The following is a 15,267-nucleotide window of genomic DNA, read 5'->3' on the forward strand; positions in this document are numbered from 1 at the left end:
ATATTTTTACAAAAGAAGATGACGACTCACCTCTTACTTTCTTTGTCATATAATTCAGGATGCAAAACCTTGACCACATAACTTGATGCTAAGCGCAATAGCCCTGCTGCCAAGCCAAAAATCGGTGCTAAAAACCGAAAAAAGAAATCCCCTCTTACAAAATAGGCAATTCCTCCTATAATCAAAAAAACAATTAGAAACTGAATTACAGACGGAATGATTATTTTTTTCATTGTTCTCTCCACTTCTACTTCAACATTCTACTATGTTATGAGAGAAAAAAGCCATTTGACTGGCTTTCTCCCTTTTTAAATTAAAACCCCAGTTGTTCAAAAATTGTTTGAAAATCTTTTTGAATCTGATTTAAGCTGACTGTCAATTCTTCACGAGTTTGATTGTTTTTGATGATAACTTGATTGCTTTCAATCTCACTTTCACCAAGAGTTATCAAAGTCTTAGCAGAGAAAGTATCTGCTGACTTGAATTGCGCTTTTAACTTACGATTTAAATAATCACGTTCAGCTGTAAATCCTTGCTTGCGAAGTGCTTGTACAATTTCCAAAGCTTTGTTATTAGCACCGTCTCCCAGAACCGCAATATAAACGTCCAAACTATCCTCTAGCGGCAAGGCTACACCCTGCTTTTCAAGAACGAGGAGCAGACGTTCTACGCCCATCCCAAAGCCAAATCCAGCCGTCTCTGGTCCACCAAAATAAGCAACAAGGCTATCATAACGACCGCCTGCACAAATAGTCAGTTCATTACCGGCTACATCTGCAGTAAATTCAAAAATCGTGTGATTGTAATAATCCAATCCGCGGACCATATTGGTATTGATAACATAAGGAATTCCCAGTGCTTCCAACATCGAACGCACAGCTTGAAAATGAGTTTGGCTTTCCTCATCTAGATAATCCAGAATAGAGGGTGCATTTTCAACAGCGAGTTTATCTTCTTTTTCCTTACTGTCTAGCACACGGAGAGGATTTTCTTCCAGACGACGCTGACTATCTTTAGAAAGACTGTCTTTCAACGGCGTCAAATAATCAATCAATGCTTGACGATAAGTGGCGCGACTCTTCGCATTCCCCAAACTATTCAACTGCAACGTTACACCTTGAATACCAATTTCATTGAAAAATTGAGCTGCCATGGCAATCGTCTCTACATCAGTCGCAGGATTATTGGAGCCAAAACACTCTACACCAATCTGATGAAACTCACGCAAACGCCCTGCCTGTGGACGCTCATAACGAAACATAGAACCCATATAATAAAGTTTCACCGGCTTTTGGACTTCTGGGGCAAAGAGTTTATTTTCCACATAAGAACGCACAACTGGTGCTGTTCCTTCTGGGCGTAATGTGATATGACGGTCGCCTTTGTCATAAAAATCATACATTTCTTTGGTTACAATGTCAGTCGTATCTCCAACAGAACGACTAATCACTTCATAATGCTCAAATAGTGGGGTGCGAATTTCTGCGTAATGATATTTTTTAAATGTTTTGCGAGCAAATTCTTCTACATATTGCCATTTGACAGACTCTTGAGGGAGAATATCCTGAGTCCCTTTCGGTTTTTGTAATTTCATAGCTTTCCTCTTCATTCATATAATATAATTATTTTACCACAAGTAACAGATTTTGAGGACTGTTTCGGTATATTTTCTCTAAAAAGCTAGCATGCTCTGCCATTTTCCAAAAAATAAAAGAAAATCTGTCAAGTAACTTTACTTTACAATTTTTTTTTGATATACTATTACAGTTGATGAAAATCAAAGAGATTGAATCGAACTTATATTAAAAGGAGAATAAAGAAAATGGCAGTACCTGCACGTCGCACTTCAAAAGCGAAGAAAAACAAACGCCGCACTCACTACAAAATTACAGCTCCATCTGTACATTTTGACGAAACTACTGGAGATTACTCACGTTCTCACCGTGTATCCCTCAAAGGATACTACAAAGGACGTAAAATCGCCAAAGCTGCAGCAGCAGAATAATAGAAGGGAGCTATCATGCGCGTAAATATCACACTTGAACACAAAGCATCTGGTGAACGCTTGTACCTTACTTCTAAAAACAAACGCAACACTCCAGACCGTCTTCAATTGAAGAAATACTCACCAAAATTACGTAAACATGTAGTGTTTACTGAGGTTAAATAAGATTTTAATTAGTGAAAATAGCGTTATATCAACGTTTATACACTATATAAACTTAAAATGGTAACATTTTGGAAACATAAAAAGCAGTAAACATCTTACTGCTTTTTATTGATTATCAAGCACTTTTAGAATTTGTTTAGCAATGGCATTGACAACTGGAACTGCAACAGAATTCCCAAATTGCTTATAAGCCTGTGTATCACTGACAGGAATAATAAATTTCTCTGGGAATCCCTGAAGTCTACTAGCTTCTCTAGGAGTTAATTTTCGAGGGTTTTTACCTTTTTGTTCAATCAAAATTTCGCTACCATCTTTATAATAGCGAGCAGAAATAGTACTGGTATATGGACTATCCTCATTAAATAATGAATAGCCAAATCCATTTCCATTTCGCTTATGTTCAGCTTTTCTCCTTTGGTGTCCCTGCCATAATTTGTCGGATATAGTGTATTTATCCAATACTTTTTTTTCCAATATATTTCCTAAACGAGTTGGAGTCAACAAAGGGGTTGGAAATTCAAAATCAGCATAATTCTTAATTTGTTTTTTATCAAACCCTACAATATATATGCGTTCACGATTCTGTGGAACACCAAAATCTTTAGCTTTAAAAAGAGCATTATAAACTTCATAATCCATATCCTTTAACGTACTCTCAATAACTTTAAAAGTCCGCCCCTTATCGTGTCCTTTTAAGTTTTTAACGTTTTCTAGCAAAAATGCTTTAGGGCGTTTTGCTTTAATAATACGAGCAATTTCAAAAAACAAAGTTCCTCTAGTATCCTCAAAGCCTAACTTTTTTCCAGCTTGACTAAAAGCTTGACAAGGAAATCCACCCACTAAAATATCATGGTCAGGTATATCTGTTTCATTAATTGCGGTAATATCACCTTTGGGAATATCACCATAGTTAGCTTTGTAAGTTTTAATTGCAAACTTATCAATCTCACTACTAAAAATAGATTTAGTTCGTCCAGTAAGCTGAAACCCTAAGCGTGTTCCACCGATACCTGCAAACAAATCTATCATAGTATAATCTGCAGTACTTGGATTTTGAAAAGGAGCTTCTTCGGGAAAATTTAGAATGTGTTCTAATTCAATTTTAGAGGGTTTACATTCATTATTTTCCCACCGTCTAATAGTCCTATCACCAAATTTAGGAAGCCCAATTGCATCTGCAAGTTCCTTTTGAGTCATATTCAGGCGTGTTCGTTTATTTTTTATTAAAAGTGAAACCGTACTGCTTAAATCATTTTTTTCTAGTATAATAGAGTTCATAAAAAGCCTTTCTGTTTTTATGTGTCATTATTAGGTCAAAATGTCCTATTACTGACACAATTATACCTTAAAAATCTAAATTTGTGAAGTGAGGAAAACTATGGAATTAGAAGAATATAAAAATTTTGTACAGAAACAAAGAAAAGATTACTTCATCGATGATATGCCGTACAACTTAATATATCGTCACTTTGAAAAACTAGGGTTAACCAGTCAATCAATAGAGTACTTTTTTAAAAATGCTAGCTATATTATGGAACAACTCAGGGAGAATTCATGGAATGAATTTCAAGCAAAAGAGCATGAGTTTACATCAAAAATGCTTTCAGCTCTGTATACAACAAGAGATGTAGAAAATATGACTAGTAGTGAAGCAATCGCTTGGTTTGTTGAAAAGTTTCCAATGCACATCTACAATTTAAATCTTTCTAACACACAGAGTCGTAGAAGTAGAGCAGGAAAAGAATTTGAAGCAATCATAGAATTAATTTTAATTGGAGCTGATATTCCAATGGATAGTCAAGGTAACATTGGAAAGAAATTCTTTTTGGATAAAGGTTTAGGTAAATTAGTAGATATTGTATCCCCTAGTTCTAGCGAATACGTCATCAATAAACGTAATACGGTATTAATTAGTGCTAAAACAACCTTAAGAGAACGCTGGCAAGAAGTTCCTGAAGAAATGGGGAGAACAGGAGCGAGAGAAATGTTTCTTGTAACTTTAGATAATACTATTAGTCAAGAAGTTATAGAAACTTTAAATGATGCTAATATCCAAGTCGTTACTACATATTCAATTAAAGAAGCAAATTACAAAAAGTATCATAGTGTGATAAGTATAGAAAATCTCTTAGTTATTCTAAAAGAAACTGTCGAAAAATGGAAAAATTTTACTTATACCGAAGAAGTCAAGAATGAGATTAGACTTAATTTAGAAAAACAACTAAGTAAACATCAGCAACATACTTTTGTTAAAGAATACTATGAACGTCAAATTAATAAATTTTTATAGCTAACAAAAGGCAGTAAGTATCTTTTTCCCTTACTGCCTTTTTGCAATCTGCGTTTTTAGAGGACAGACTTTGCTAGTCCTCTAAAAGCCACGATTATCATTTAACTAATTACATAGCAACTAGGACTAGTCTATTAATTAATATCTATGATACCTTCTAACTTATCAGCAATTTCCTTCATTGCTGTAGGACGTAAATGAGAATAAACACCTAATGTAGTTTGAATGCTAGCATGTCCTAACCGATTTTTAAGCTCTAAATCATTCATACCTAAAGAAAGCATTAAACTCGCATGAGAGTGCCTTAAATCGTGTATTCTGATGACTTTTACATCTGCCATACTGCTGTGGTCTTTAATTGCTTTAGTAAGCATAGTTTTTGTAATTGGCATACAATTATAAGAAAATACAAATTCAATATTTCCTAATTGTTGTTGATGTTCTCGCCATTTCGATATTTCAAACAACGTCATATCATCTAGGTAAATAATTCGGTTACTTGAAAAAGTCTTTGTAGGGTTAATCTGCCAATTATTTCTATTTTGATAGAATATAGACTTACTAACCTTAAGTGATTTATTTTCAAAATCAATATCATCCCACACTAGGGCTTGTAACTCACTAATACGTAGACCTGTCATAAACAATGTTAAACATGTTATGAATTTTAAATGCTCAAGCACATCTACTTTCTCAAATGTCTTAATAAATCTTTCAAATTCTTCTTTCGTCCAAAAATCAACATGCTGTTTTGTTCTACTCACATTTTTTACCTTTCTAACAGGATTCTCACTAATAATACCTAGCGAAGTTGCCATATCAAAAATTTCCTTTAAGGACTGGTGTAAATCCTTTAAATAATTATTAGAAAGCCCTTCTTTCAAAATCAAAGTGTGCCACTGTTTAACATGAATTGGTAAAACATCAATTATTTTCATCTTACTAAAATATTGTAATCGTTTGAGCTTAGATGAAAACGTCAAAAACGTCCTATCCGATACTTTATTTTTATAGTCTGGAATAAAATAGTTATCAAGAAACATTCCTACAGTTAGGCTAGCACCATGAACTATCGCTTTACGTGAATGCTTAGCCATAAATTCGTCATACCATTTTTTAGCCTCTGCTTGCGTTATAAAGCCTCTTTTCTTCTTTTGCATACGTTTACCTGTCAAAGAGTCATAACCTAAAGAGGCGACCGCATAATAAGTTTTAGACCCCTTATCATAATATACATGTGGAATTTTAGGCATGTTGTTCTTCCTGTAATTCTAGTTTTGTTCCTAAAATTTCTTCTACTGCCTCAATTGGTACTTGCCCTAAACCTTTTGAAGCATAATAAGCAAATCCTTTTTGAACCATTAAAGCCTTGGCTTGTTTAATTAAAGTATAGGCTTGATAATTTCCAAAGCCACATTTTATTAAATCTTCCTTACGTACAAACATAGTATTTTTCTCCCTTTCATGTTATAATTATTTTAGTTTTTTATATGTGATGCGGTTTACTGACTGCATCATTTTTTAATTTTATTAAATACAATCATTTTACCCAAAACCTTTCATTATTTTGTTCCTCGGCATACTGTTTAACTTCAGCCATATCTTTATCGGTCAATTTTTCCTCCCCCTCTTCAAGCAATTTTACAATATAAGCAACAGCCCCCTCTGAACCAATAGCTAACTCTTTGGCTTTATAAACTTTTGCCAAAGATTTTTTAACTTGCTTATCTAAATACTGTTCAGTATCTTTCAGAGTAGGTTTATCCCGAGTATATTTGAGACTGGTTTTTTGTTTAGTAGCTATATAATTTAACCACCATTGAACCGTTGGACGTCTCCGTTTATTTTTATCGGCACTATATCTATCATCTACAACAAAACGATAGCTAGAGTGAACTACTTCAAAATAGAGATCTTTGAGTGGTTTTTTCGTTGCCATAAGTTTCGCAAATTCATTCGATCGCTTACCAAATAATCGTAATTCTGCTCGTATCCAGGTCTTCTTATTTTGTAATGATTGTCCCTGTTCTTTACGCTCCATCAGTTTGTTATAGATACCTAGTTGTTGACCATCACTACCCTTTGCACCGATATTAACTGTTTCGCCAACTCTTTGCCCACTTACCAAAATTCCTGTTTCATGATATTCATACTTTTTAGAAGCTGAAATACATAGTCCCTTTTTACAGTATTCATAGATTTGTTGAACATCTAAAGAATTATCGTAAATATCATTAGCAACGTCTATACGGGTAAAGTTACCCCTCTGCTGTATAAATCGATTGACTAAAGCAACCCAATTATTGATATTGTTATTCATGTATTCTTCATACTGCCGACAACCCTCACCTGTCATTTGGATGAATACTCCCATTTTTTCAGATAATAAACCTGTACGCTCATTTTGAGAGTAATAAACTTTTATTCCCCCACAAACAAAATGACAATTGTATTTATTGATTCCAAAATTTTGAAATACAAATTTTTTAACATCCATTCGTAAGATATTTTCAATTACATCTTGAACTACCTTAATAGGGTCTGTTTCAATCGGCTTAATTGTTACGGCAAACCAGTCTACACAGACTGTATTATTCATTTGACAACTCCTTTAGATTTTTTACAACTAAAGCAATATCTCGATAAGCTCCATTAACCCATTTAGGTACAATAGAAAATTCTTTCAACTCCATTATTTTTACCAGTCCCTGCTCTTGATAGAGTTGATACTTAGAAAAATCATTCTGTACCCAGATTTCTAAGGGGCTTAAATTGTCAATATCCATTCCTTGAGCTTCTAATAGTTTTGCAACATTTTCATCAACTCCGAATAAAGATAGACGTTTTATACGGTCTGTTTTAACCTGCTCGCCCCCCTGCTCTTCATACTCAAATGATACTCTTGTTTTAGAAAAATCTATTCTAACTTGTTTTGGAAATTCAAATTGACTTTTATCAAATTCTAACTCTCCGAAACTCATACCTTTTTTTGTAATTAAATTAATTTTTTCCATTATTTTCTCCTTATTATTTATATACCAAACTAAAAATTTCACAAACTTTATCTGTACACAAAAATGTAACGTAATTCGAATCTGTACATGAAAACGCAGTGAAAACGTTGAGCCTGTAAGGACGAACAGCAAAACGTTCAATAAAATGCCTGCCCCACCTTACGTAGCAAGGGTTTAACCCCACTTTCGTGTACGGGTGACCCACCTATTAGTAGAGTGGGTCAAAAACAAAATATCAGACTTTGTGAAATTTTGAGTCTTTTCAGAAGATAATTATTCTATGCGTTCGAGCATCTAGGGAATTCGTGCCGTTGTGGGCATAACGCCCCTGCGTACAGCCCACCGGCACTCCCCATATCTGCCCTCACAGAATAATCATCTTCTGAAACTAAAGAAACCTTTTGACTTTTCTTCTTCAAATTCCTTTAATTTAGTTTCCAACGTATACACACGTTGAGCAAGGCTAACATTCCTGTTCTCAAGTTCCTTAATATCTTGGTTTACTTTTCGTTCAAGTTTTTCAAAGACTCCCCAGAGAACTTCTAAATCCTTACTTAAATCCTGTTTGAACTGAGCGTCTAGGTCGCCCCACACCTTTTTGATAGAACTATCAAGTTTTTCTCCAAAAAAGAGTTCATCAGATAAAGATATGAATTTTTGCATTTCATCTTCACTAAATACATAGACCCAATTATAAGTCTTTTGACTTGTCCGAATGTATTCCTGCTCAAATTTATACCCTACTAGTTTCTCAATTTCTCTCCTCCAACGCTTGATAGTTGAGTGTGATTTACCAGTTTTCTTTTCAATATCTTCGTAATAATACTTTATAGGCTATACCCTCCTTGAACAAAATACACAGAAATGATATACTAATAACGTCATATTGTGATTATTTATATGGTATCTCTTTTTGACGTGTTTGTCAACTAAAAATACGTCTTTTTGAGATTTATTTTGAAAGGATTGATTTTATGAACAATACAAATGTATTTCCTGAAAGACTAAAAGAAATGCGACTAAAAAGAGGAATGACTCAAAAAGAGTTAGGAGAAAAAGTAGGAGTGAAACAAAATACTTTTACTAATTGGGAAAATGGAAAGCGTGAACCAAATTTCGATAACTTAATAAAGCTGGCTGATATACTTGATACAAGTACAGATTATCTTTTAGGTAAGACTTTTATTAGTCATCATACAAAAAGGATACCACTTTCTGAATTTGATTTGTCTAATATAGAAAGTCTTCCTGCTGATTTATATCCAAGTTTAAGTTTGGCTATCCTTGCAGAATATACGAACTATAAAAAAGGAAGTAAACAAATCATGGAAGAGTTAATTGAACAACATGACTTAAACGATAAGCAAATTCAGATACTACAGCGAATTATCTCACAACTAAAATCAGCTATTATAAGTGATAAGTTTTAAATTGGCAACAATTCGGAAACAACTGATACAAAATAGACCTATTTTTAGTAACTAAAACCTTATTAGAACACAACAAAACGCAGTATTCTAAACACTGCGCAACAACTAAATTACAGAGGTTAAATAAGGGTTTCAGTACACGTCAATAGACGTCAAAATATTGATTTTAAGCGATTTTTGATTTTTTGAAACTCATTATATCGCACTACAAATCAATAAAAACTCTACCTTTTACTCTACCTTTTTTAGATAAATATATCATCTGGATATTGAAGTTAAGCCCTGCTATCATTTCGATGGCAGGGCTTTTTAATATTTGGTACACTAACTTCTTATCTATATTTTGGTGGATTTTAAGTTGACATCTACAAAGTTTAATGTTAGAATACATTCAAAAATATATTTGAATGAGGTGTTTTATGATTCAAAATATTGTTACTTCAATAATCCTGTATTCTGGGACAGCCGTAGACTTACTTATTATCCTAATGTTATTTTTTGCCAAAAGAAAAAGCAGAAAGGACATCATTAACATCTATTTAGGGCAATTTCTAGGCTCTGTTAGTCTAATATTCCTAAGTTTGCTTTTTGCATTTGTCTTAAATTATATTCCTAGTAAAGAGATTTTAGGTTTACTCGGTTTGATTCCAATTTTCCTAGGCCTCAAAGTTTTGCTTTTAGGAGATTCTGATGGAGAAGCTATTGCAAAAGATGGTTTGCGAAAAGACAATAAAAACCTGATTTTTCTAGTCGCTATGATTACTTTTGCAAGTTGTGGCGCTGACAATATTGGTGTCTTTGTCCCATATTTTACCACCTTAAATTTAGCGAATTTGATAGTGACTTTACTTACTTTTCTAGTCATGATTTATCTCTTGGTTTTTTCTGCCCAAAAATTAGCACAAGTCCCTTCTGTTGGAGAAACTTTGGAAAAATATAGCAGATGGTTTATTGCCGTTGTCTATTTAGGATTGGGGATGTATATCCTGATTGAAAACAACAGCTTTGACATGCTATGGGCTGTGTTAGGCTAGGAGAAAAAATTATGAATAAAGATAGTATCTGTCAAGTGGATGTTATAAATCAACAAAATGTTACAACCGCAACGAACTACCTTGAAAAGGAAAAAGTCCAAAAATCACTTCGCATTTTATCAAAATTTACCGATAATAAACAGATAAATATCATCTTTTATCTCCTTTCCGTCGAAGAACTCTGTGTCTGCGATATAGCCTGTTTATTAAATCTCAGTATGGCATCTGCCTCCCACCATCTTCGTAAACTAGCCAATCAAAACATCTTGGACACTAGAAGAGAGGGGAAAATTATATATTATTTTATAAAAGATGAGGAAATCAGAGATTTTTTTAATCAACTAGGATAACAACTATTTTTACTACTTTCTACTTTTCCATGATTATAGGGGGATTATATATGAAATTTTTTGAAGAAAATTATTCACAAGAAATACCTACTCGTATCAAAAATTTAAGAAAAAATACAATATTACACAAAGCGAACTAGGCAATGCAGGTCAAGTTAGTCAAGTTGAAAGTGGTAAGCGACCAATTACGAGTTCGATGTTAGTTTATTTAAATGCTCTAACCGCTTCGAGCTATACGTATATCGTTTTTGGAGAGTTAGATGAGTTTATTGAGAATCTGTTTCATTATTTTTTCAGTTCTATTTTATATAGAGATTTAGAGGCTGTAGATGAAAAACTATATTCTTTCATGAGTGATGATTTAATTTCAATCCAATCAAGTTGTCTAAGTATTGCCAAGACATTTGCAAATTTCAATATTCAAAGAAAAAGATTTATGATTTCTACTGAAACTGAAATGGATACTTTTCACAAGAAAGATGACATTGACGTATGGTCGGTGGAAAAAGTTATAACCCCGCTAGAAGTTTTAGAACCCGTACCATCAATGAATTGACTGTCATTGATTTTGAAGAAATATTTGATATTCTTTAGTTGATGTTAGGGGATAATTTAATTAAATCATTTGAAGTTAATGTCTGTGGTATCCTATTTGAATTAGGCGGAAATGACATACCCTCAACATTTAGGCAAGAAAACATTGACCCTCTCATCAATAAATGGTGGTATGATAATGTTTCGACAGAAATTATCCCTAATCTAATAAAAAAACTCAAAGAAAATCCCTTATTTAATATCGGATTTATGGTAAATGATATATTAGAAAGAATGTATAAAGAGAATAGTCCAAAATCTTACCTTACATCCGTCCCGTTAGTTATTTCTCAAAAAGGAAGAACAACCTCTTCGTTTAGTATGACTGGTGGTCAACAAATAGATGGAGTGAAATTCAAACAGATATCTGAGGACTATATGAAATTACTCAGTCAAGGTAAGGATATCACAGAGTTATATCAAAAATATTCTAAAGAAGAGTTGGCAAATCTAGGCATTAATATTTATCAATCCAATGATATAGAAAGGACTGAGGAAAGAACTTTTGATGAAATTATCAGTTGGGTTCCAACCCTTATGCAACAAGACCAATTCAAGAAAGGCACACTATTCAATTAGAGCCAACAAGATTTTCACTAGAGGATAAGAAAAGAATTGAAGAAGCTGCAGCTCAAGGACTAAGCGAAATCGACCTTATTGATTTAGTTCTCTTTTTATCTATCGAATCAATCATCGAGCTATTTTTGACTTATTTACTCATTTACAAAAGAATTCTTACTTTAAGCATGATGAATATATAGAAAAAATTAAGCAAGAAGAATTCAATTTGTTAAAGGAGCGAAATCAATTTAATGAGTTACAAAAGGATAGGATTATGGAAATTATGCTTTTCATCGTTAGTTTGGTCTCTGTTCTTCAAGTTGTAGATATTTTTACTAATAATATAAAAATATTATCGATAAGTGCTTTGATTACTATCTCTTTGTCTATTGGAATACTCATTTATAGAAATCGCAAATGATATTTAAAGCCTATGAAATCAATCTTTCAAAGGTTTTTTCTTATATCTCAAACTAAATATCAAATATTTATAATCATCAAGAAATCATTTCAGCCAAATCTATCATAGCTTGTTCAATCTTATGTTTCCCTTTTTGCATGACATAAAGGTAGATTTTTTCTATCTCTCTACTATCTTCTGAATGTCCCACAAATTCTCGGATAACATTTAGGCTTACATTCTTATCAGCCATGACTGAAACAAAACTATGTCGAAACATGTGGGGAACTATGTGAATAGGTCTACCAAAATCGACTAGGTCGTCAATATCCTTATAGGGTTTTCCACTTTTCTTATTATATTTTGCTGACTGACTAGTCCTACCTCTTAAGAACATTGAAGTTTCTGTATGATACAATGGGCTACCTTACTGATTCTTACATTTAATATACGTGATACTAGTTTCCATATTTTAATTTATAAGTAAAATAATCAACCATTTTATGAAAGTAGAATTTTCAACAATCATTAAAAAGAAAACATAGAAATAAAGAGTTTAAAACATCTGTCTTAAACTTTTTGCCCCTCACTGTTGCTCACCAATACAGCATTCTTCGTGCTCATCTAAACTTTCGTCTGTCTGAATGGTTACTTTTGTAATTCCATACATTTTGAGATGTTGGCGAATGAGCTGCTGAGTTTCTGCTTGTTGTTCGGGATGTTTCATGCAAATATGAATCATCGCAAATTTTTCTAGTCCATCGGTTGTCCAAACATTTAGCTGAGTGACTGTTTGGATATTCTCGATTGTTTGAATTTCTACATAAAGGTCATTCAGATTTACATCGCTCGGTACGTGATCAAGAAAGATTTGAATATTTTCCCAAAACTTTGGTAGTGCTTTACTCAAGATAAAGGTTGAAATGATGAGTGAAAGCAATGGGTCAAGGAAATACCAGTTTGTAAAACGAAGAATGAAGGATACAAAGGTCACAGCCAACCAGCCTAAAATATCTTCTAAGAAATGCAGACTCAGAATGGATTCATTGTGCGTCCGTCCATGACTAACCACCCTGCTGGCTGCAAAGTTGATTACAATTGCAAAAATTCCCAAGATAAGCATACCGTCGTAATTTACCCGTTCAGGCGCAAACAATTTGGGTACATTTTCAACCAGAATGAGAATAGAACCCACTATTAAAATGGTAGAAGTCAACATAGCTCCCAGCAAACTATACCGTTTATAGCCTAATGTATAGTTTCTATCACCTCGTCTATTGGAAATTTTTTCAAAAAATGCTGATAAACCAATCGCTAGGGCATCACCCGTATCATGCACCGCATCTGCTAACACAGCACTAGAATTAAAAAGAACTCCAAAGATAAATTCAATAACTGCAAAAGAAAAGTTTAATAGAAATGCAATCCAGACATTTTTGCTTGATTTCATTATTGTCTCCTTCTAATCGCACATTGAGATTTGATTTTATTTATTGTATAATGTATTCAAAACAAAACACTTTGTTCAATTATATTATCTACTATTTTAACGGAGGAAACAAGAAACAAATCTAATGCTTCGTTTGATAGTGTACATTTAAGGAGATTTGTTCGGAAATGATGGATAGACGAGTTAAAAAATCACGCACAGCCATTTATCAGGCTTTTCTCACTCTTTTGAATCAAAAAAGCTATGAGTCCCTCACAGTTCAAGAAATCATTGACCTTGCAGATGTCGGTCGGTCGACTTTCTATGCTCATTTTGAGACAAAAGAGGCACTACTTGAAGAAATGTGCCAAGATTTGTTCCAGCATACGTTTGTTGAGCGCTACCAAGCAAGTGAACTTTTTGACGCAACAGCTCATATTTTTTACCATTTCAGGAAAAACCAAGATAAAATAGCCACTTTATTATTGTCAAAAAATATTTATTTTATCAATCGTTTAAAATTAGAGCTAGAACACTATCTCTTTCCTCTCATTCGCGAAAAGCTATTGACACAAAAATCTAATTTACCAGAACCATTTTTAAAAAATTATGTCACGACAACTTTTATCGAAACGGTTACTTGGTGGTTGGGACAACGAAATAAAATCGATGAAGCCACTATTACAGCCTACTATCTTGAGCTAATGCACTAATATAGGGCTATAATTTTGGTTATCGCTATGGTATAATTTTTTTAAGAACCCTTCTAGGAGAATTTATGAAAAAACAACATTCTATCTTTTTATTACCAGGAATTATCATGATGGGTGTCGCTTTGCGGACGCCCTTTACAACGCTTCCAACTGTCTTAACAGACATTGCCAACGGGCTTCATGTTTCAGTTAATTCCCTCGGTCTTTTGACCAGTCTGCCCTTAATCATGTTTGCTCTCTGCTCTTCATTTTCGGCGCGTTTAGCGAGCAAAATTGGGCTCGAACGGCTTTTTACTCTCGTCCTTGCTCTGCTTACCATTGGATCCTTCATTCGGATTTTTAATCTACCACTTCTTTATGTGGGGATGATTCTCATTGGAGTTTCCATTGCAGGCAGTACTTAATGTTTTACTTCCAAGTGTCATCCAAGCCAATCAACCGCATCGGATTGGACTCTTGACAACCATGTATGTAACCTCTATGGGGCTATCAACCGCTATTGCTTCTTCTATTGCAGTGCCGATAACAAAAGCAACTTCATGGCAAGGTCTTGTCCTTTTTTTGACAATGGTTTGTCTTTTAGCATTTTTAGTTTGGTTGCCAAATACTTCCTACAATCACTACTTAGTCAGCAAAGACAAATCAAGTCAAGGCAACACTATTTGGAAAAATAAAAAAGTCTGAGCTATTATTATTTTTGGTGGTCTGCAATCACTACTCTTTTACACTTGCCTAACATGGTTGCCGACGATGGCCATACAAGCTGGCATTTCAAATGCTTCTGCTGGATTTTTAGCTTCTGTTTTTAATCTGATTAGTCTGCCATTTTCAATGACCATTCCTAGCTTGACAACACGGCTGTCTCCTCGTCATCGTATGATAATGTTAGCAATTATCTCTGCTGCGGGTGTCCTTGGTATTAGCATGCTCTTAATCCAAACGAATGATTTCTTTTATTGGCTCATTGCAAATATTTTCATTGGGTCAGCTGCGAGTGCTCTTTTCCCATATCTTATGGTTACTTTTTCAACAAAAACGAGTAGCCCTGAACAAACTGCTCAGCTATCTGGCTTAGCACAAACAGGTGGTTATTTACTAGCTGCTTTTGGACCAGCTCTATTTGGTTATAGTGCCGATTTCTTCCATTCTTGGCTACCTGCTGTATGTGTCTTGCTCATTCTTACAATCATTATGATTATTGCTCTCTTTTATGTAGAAAAATCTGATAAAATTTTATAAAAATCAAAAACAGAATGGAGAGTGAACCTTTTTCAGTTGTTGG

At 33.8% G+C, this 15,267-nt stretch carries 18 protein-coding genes and 2 pseudogenes; 9 read left to right on the forward strand and 11 right to left on the reverse strand.

Going from position 1 to position 15,267, the window contains the following annotated elements; translation table 11 throughout:
• Window positions 1-26: 26 nt before the first annotated feature.
• Together HMPREF2933_RS08225 and hisS are read right to left on the reverse strand one after the other, a co-directional pair.
• Entirely contained in the window at window positions 27-233 is a 207-nt protein-coding gene (locus HMPREF2933_RS08225) for a hypothetical protein (protein WP_003027825.1), read from the reverse strand.
• A gap of 80 nt (window positions 234-313) precedes the next feature.
• Entirely contained in the window at window positions 314-1,594 is a 1,281-nt protein-coding gene (gene hisS / locus HMPREF2933_RS08230) for a histidine--tRNA ligase (RefSeq protein WP_024053242.1), read from the reverse strand.
• 228 nt (window positions 1,595-1,822) lie between these two features.
• On the opposite strand from hisS, the gene rpmF reads away from it, so the two are divergent.
• Complete coding sequence (gene rpmF / locus HMPREF2933_RS08235; RefSeq protein ID WP_003026691.1) at window positions 1,823-2,005, forward strand: 50S ribosomal protein L32; 183 nt, start codon at window positions 1,823-1,825, stop codon at window positions 2,003-2,005.
• Window positions 2,006-2,020: 15 nt separating this feature from the next.
• The gene (rpmG, locus tag HMPREF2933_RS08240; protein ID WP_003026692.1) at window positions 2,021-2,170 is read left to right on the forward strand and encodes a 50S ribosomal protein L33; all 150 of its coding nucleotides are present in this window, start codon (window positions 2,021-2,023) and stop codon (window positions 2,168-2,170) included.
• A gap of 105 nt (window positions 2,171-2,275) precedes the next feature.
• Here the strand turns inward: rpmG and dcm are convergent, their stop codons facing one another.
• Complete coding sequence (gene dcm / locus HMPREF2933_RS08245; protein ID WP_070672766.1) at window positions 2,276-3,448, reverse strand: DNA (cytosine-5-)-methyltransferase; 1,173 nt, start codon at window positions 3,446-3,448, stop codon at window positions 2,276-2,278.
• A 100-nt stretch (window positions 3,449-3,548) separates the two neighbouring features.
• On the opposite strand from dcm, the gene HMPREF2933_RS08250 reads away from it, so the two are divergent.
• A complete protein-coding gene (locus tag HMPREF2933_RS08250) occupies window positions 3,549-4,460 on the forward strand; it encodes a type II restriction endonuclease (protein WP_070672769.1) in 912 nt (303 codons plus the stop codon).
• 134 nt (window positions 4,461-4,594) lie between these two features.
• Here the strand turns inward: HMPREF2933_RS08250 and HMPREF2933_RS08255 are convergent, their stop codons facing one another.
• The 5 genes from HMPREF2933_RS08255 to HMPREF2933_RS08275 all read right to left on the reverse strand — a co-directional run bounded on the left by HMPREF2933_RS08255 (window position 4,595) and on the right by HMPREF2933_RS08275 (window position 8,137).
• A complete protein-coding gene (locus HMPREF2933_RS08255) occupies window positions 4,595-5,713 on the reverse strand; it encodes a site-specific integrase (RefSeq protein ID WP_070672771.1) in 1,119 nt (372 codons plus the stop codon).
• A complete protein-coding gene (locus HMPREF2933_RS08260; RefSeq protein ID WP_070672774.1) occupies window positions 5,706-5,906 on the reverse strand; it encodes a DUF3173 family protein in 201 nt (66 codons plus the stop codon). The genes HMPREF2933_RS08255 and HMPREF2933_RS08260 overlap by 8 nt, the downstream gene beginning before the upstream one ends.
• A 94-nt stretch (window positions 5,907-6,000) precedes the next feature.
• Window positions 6,001-7,059 carry a replication initiation factor domain-containing protein gene (locus HMPREF2933_RS08265; protein ID WP_070672777.1) on the reverse strand — a complete coding sequence of 353 codons (1,059 nt, stop codon included), beginning with the start codon at window positions 7,057-7,059 and terminating at the stop codon, window positions 6,001-6,003.
• Window positions 7,052-7,474 carry a hypothetical protein gene (locus HMPREF2933_RS08270; protein ID WP_070672781.1) on the reverse strand — a complete coding sequence of 141 codons (423 nt, stop codon included), beginning with the start codon at window positions 7,472-7,474 and terminating at the stop codon, window positions 7,052-7,054. Before HMPREF2933_RS08270 ends, HMPREF2933_RS08265 begins: the two co-directional genes overlap by 8 nt.
• 375 nt (window positions 7,475-7,849) lie before the next feature.
• Window positions 7,850-8,137 (reverse strand): hypothetical protein, encoded by a 288-nt coding sequence (locus HMPREF2933_RS08275; RefSeq protein WP_083308060.1) that lies wholly within the window; start codon window positions 8,135-8,137, stop codon window positions 7,850-7,852.
• 311 nt (window positions 8,138-8,448) lie between these two features.
• Here HMPREF2933_RS08275 and HMPREF2933_RS08280 point away from each other — a divergent pair, with 311 nt between their 5' ends.
• Window positions 8,449-8,904: a helix-turn-helix domain-containing protein gene (locus HMPREF2933_RS08280; RefSeq protein WP_070672787.1), complete on the forward strand. Its 456-nt coding sequence runs from the start codon at window positions 8,449-8,451 to the stop codon at window positions 8,902-8,904.
• 205 nt (window positions 8,905-9,109) lie between these two features.
• Here HMPREF2933_RS08280 and HMPREF2933_RS10430 read toward each other — a convergent pair whose 3' ends face one another.
• Complete coding sequence (locus HMPREF2933_RS10430; protein WP_002892741.1) at window positions 9,110-9,295, reverse strand: hypothetical protein; 186 nt, start codon at window positions 9,293-9,295, stop codon at window positions 9,110-9,112.
• Window positions 9,296-9,323: 28 nt separating this feature from the next.
• Here HMPREF2933_RS10430 and HMPREF2933_RS08285 point away from each other — a divergent pair, with 28 nt between their 5' ends.
• The 3 genes and pseudogenes from HMPREF2933_RS08285 to HMPREF2933_RS10435 form a co-directional block, all read left to right on the forward strand.
• The gene (locus HMPREF2933_RS08285) at window positions 9,324-9,938 is read left to right on the forward strand and encodes a CadD family cadmium resistance transporter (protein WP_002911684.1); all 615 of its coding nucleotides are present in this window, start codon (window positions 9,324-9,326) and stop codon (window positions 9,936-9,938) included.
• 11 nt (window positions 9,939-9,949) lie between these two features.
• On the forward strand, window positions 9,950-10,288 hold the full coding sequence (gene cadX, locus HMPREF2933_RS08290) for a Cd(II)/Zn(II)-sensing metalloregulatory transcriptional regulator CadX (protein WP_024053250.1): 339 nt from the start codon (window positions 9,950-9,952) through the stop codon (window positions 10,286-10,288).
• Between the two features lie 50 nt (window positions 10,289-10,338).
• Window positions 10,339-11,550, forward strand: a pseudogene (locus HMPREF2933_RS10435) (helix-turn-helix domain-containing protein); the annotation flags it as partial.
• Window positions 11,551-11,940: 390 nt separating this feature from the next.
• Here HMPREF2933_RS10435 and HMPREF2933_RS08310 read toward each other — a convergent pair.
• Complete coding sequence (locus tag HMPREF2933_RS08310) at window positions 11,941-12,240, reverse strand: tyrosine-type recombinase/integrase (protein ID WP_042754219.1); 300 nt, start codon at window positions 12,238-12,240, stop codon at window positions 11,941-11,943.
• A gap of 189 nt (window positions 12,241-12,429) precedes the next feature.
• Entirely contained in the window at window positions 12,430-13,293 is an 864-nt protein-coding gene (locus HMPREF2933_RS08315) for a cation diffusion facilitator family transporter (RefSeq protein ID WP_024053257.1), read from the reverse strand.
• 170 nt (window positions 13,294-13,463) lie between these two features.
• Between HMPREF2933_RS08315 and HMPREF2933_RS08320 the strand changes: the two genes are divergently transcribed.
• Together HMPREF2933_RS08320 and HMPREF2933_RS08325 are read left to right on the forward strand one after the other, a co-directional pair.
• Window positions 13,464-13,985, forward strand: a complete 522-nt coding sequence (locus tag HMPREF2933_RS08320; protein ID WP_037593732.1) for a TetR/AcrR family transcriptional regulator — start codon at window positions 13,464-13,466, stop codon at window positions 13,983-13,985.
• Window positions 13,986-14,050: 65 nt separating this feature from the next.
• Window positions 14,051-15,224: pseudogene (locus HMPREF2933_RS08325) on the forward strand (CynX/NimT family MFS transporter).
• Window positions 15,225-15,267 lie beyond the last annotated feature (43 nt).

Origin of the sequence: Streptococcus sp. HMSC066F10, from assembly GCF_001813805.1 — a bacterium.
In the GTDB taxonomy this organism is placed as follows: Bacteria; Bacillota; Bacilli; order Lactobacillales; family Streptococcaceae; genus Streptococcus; species Streptococcus vaginalis.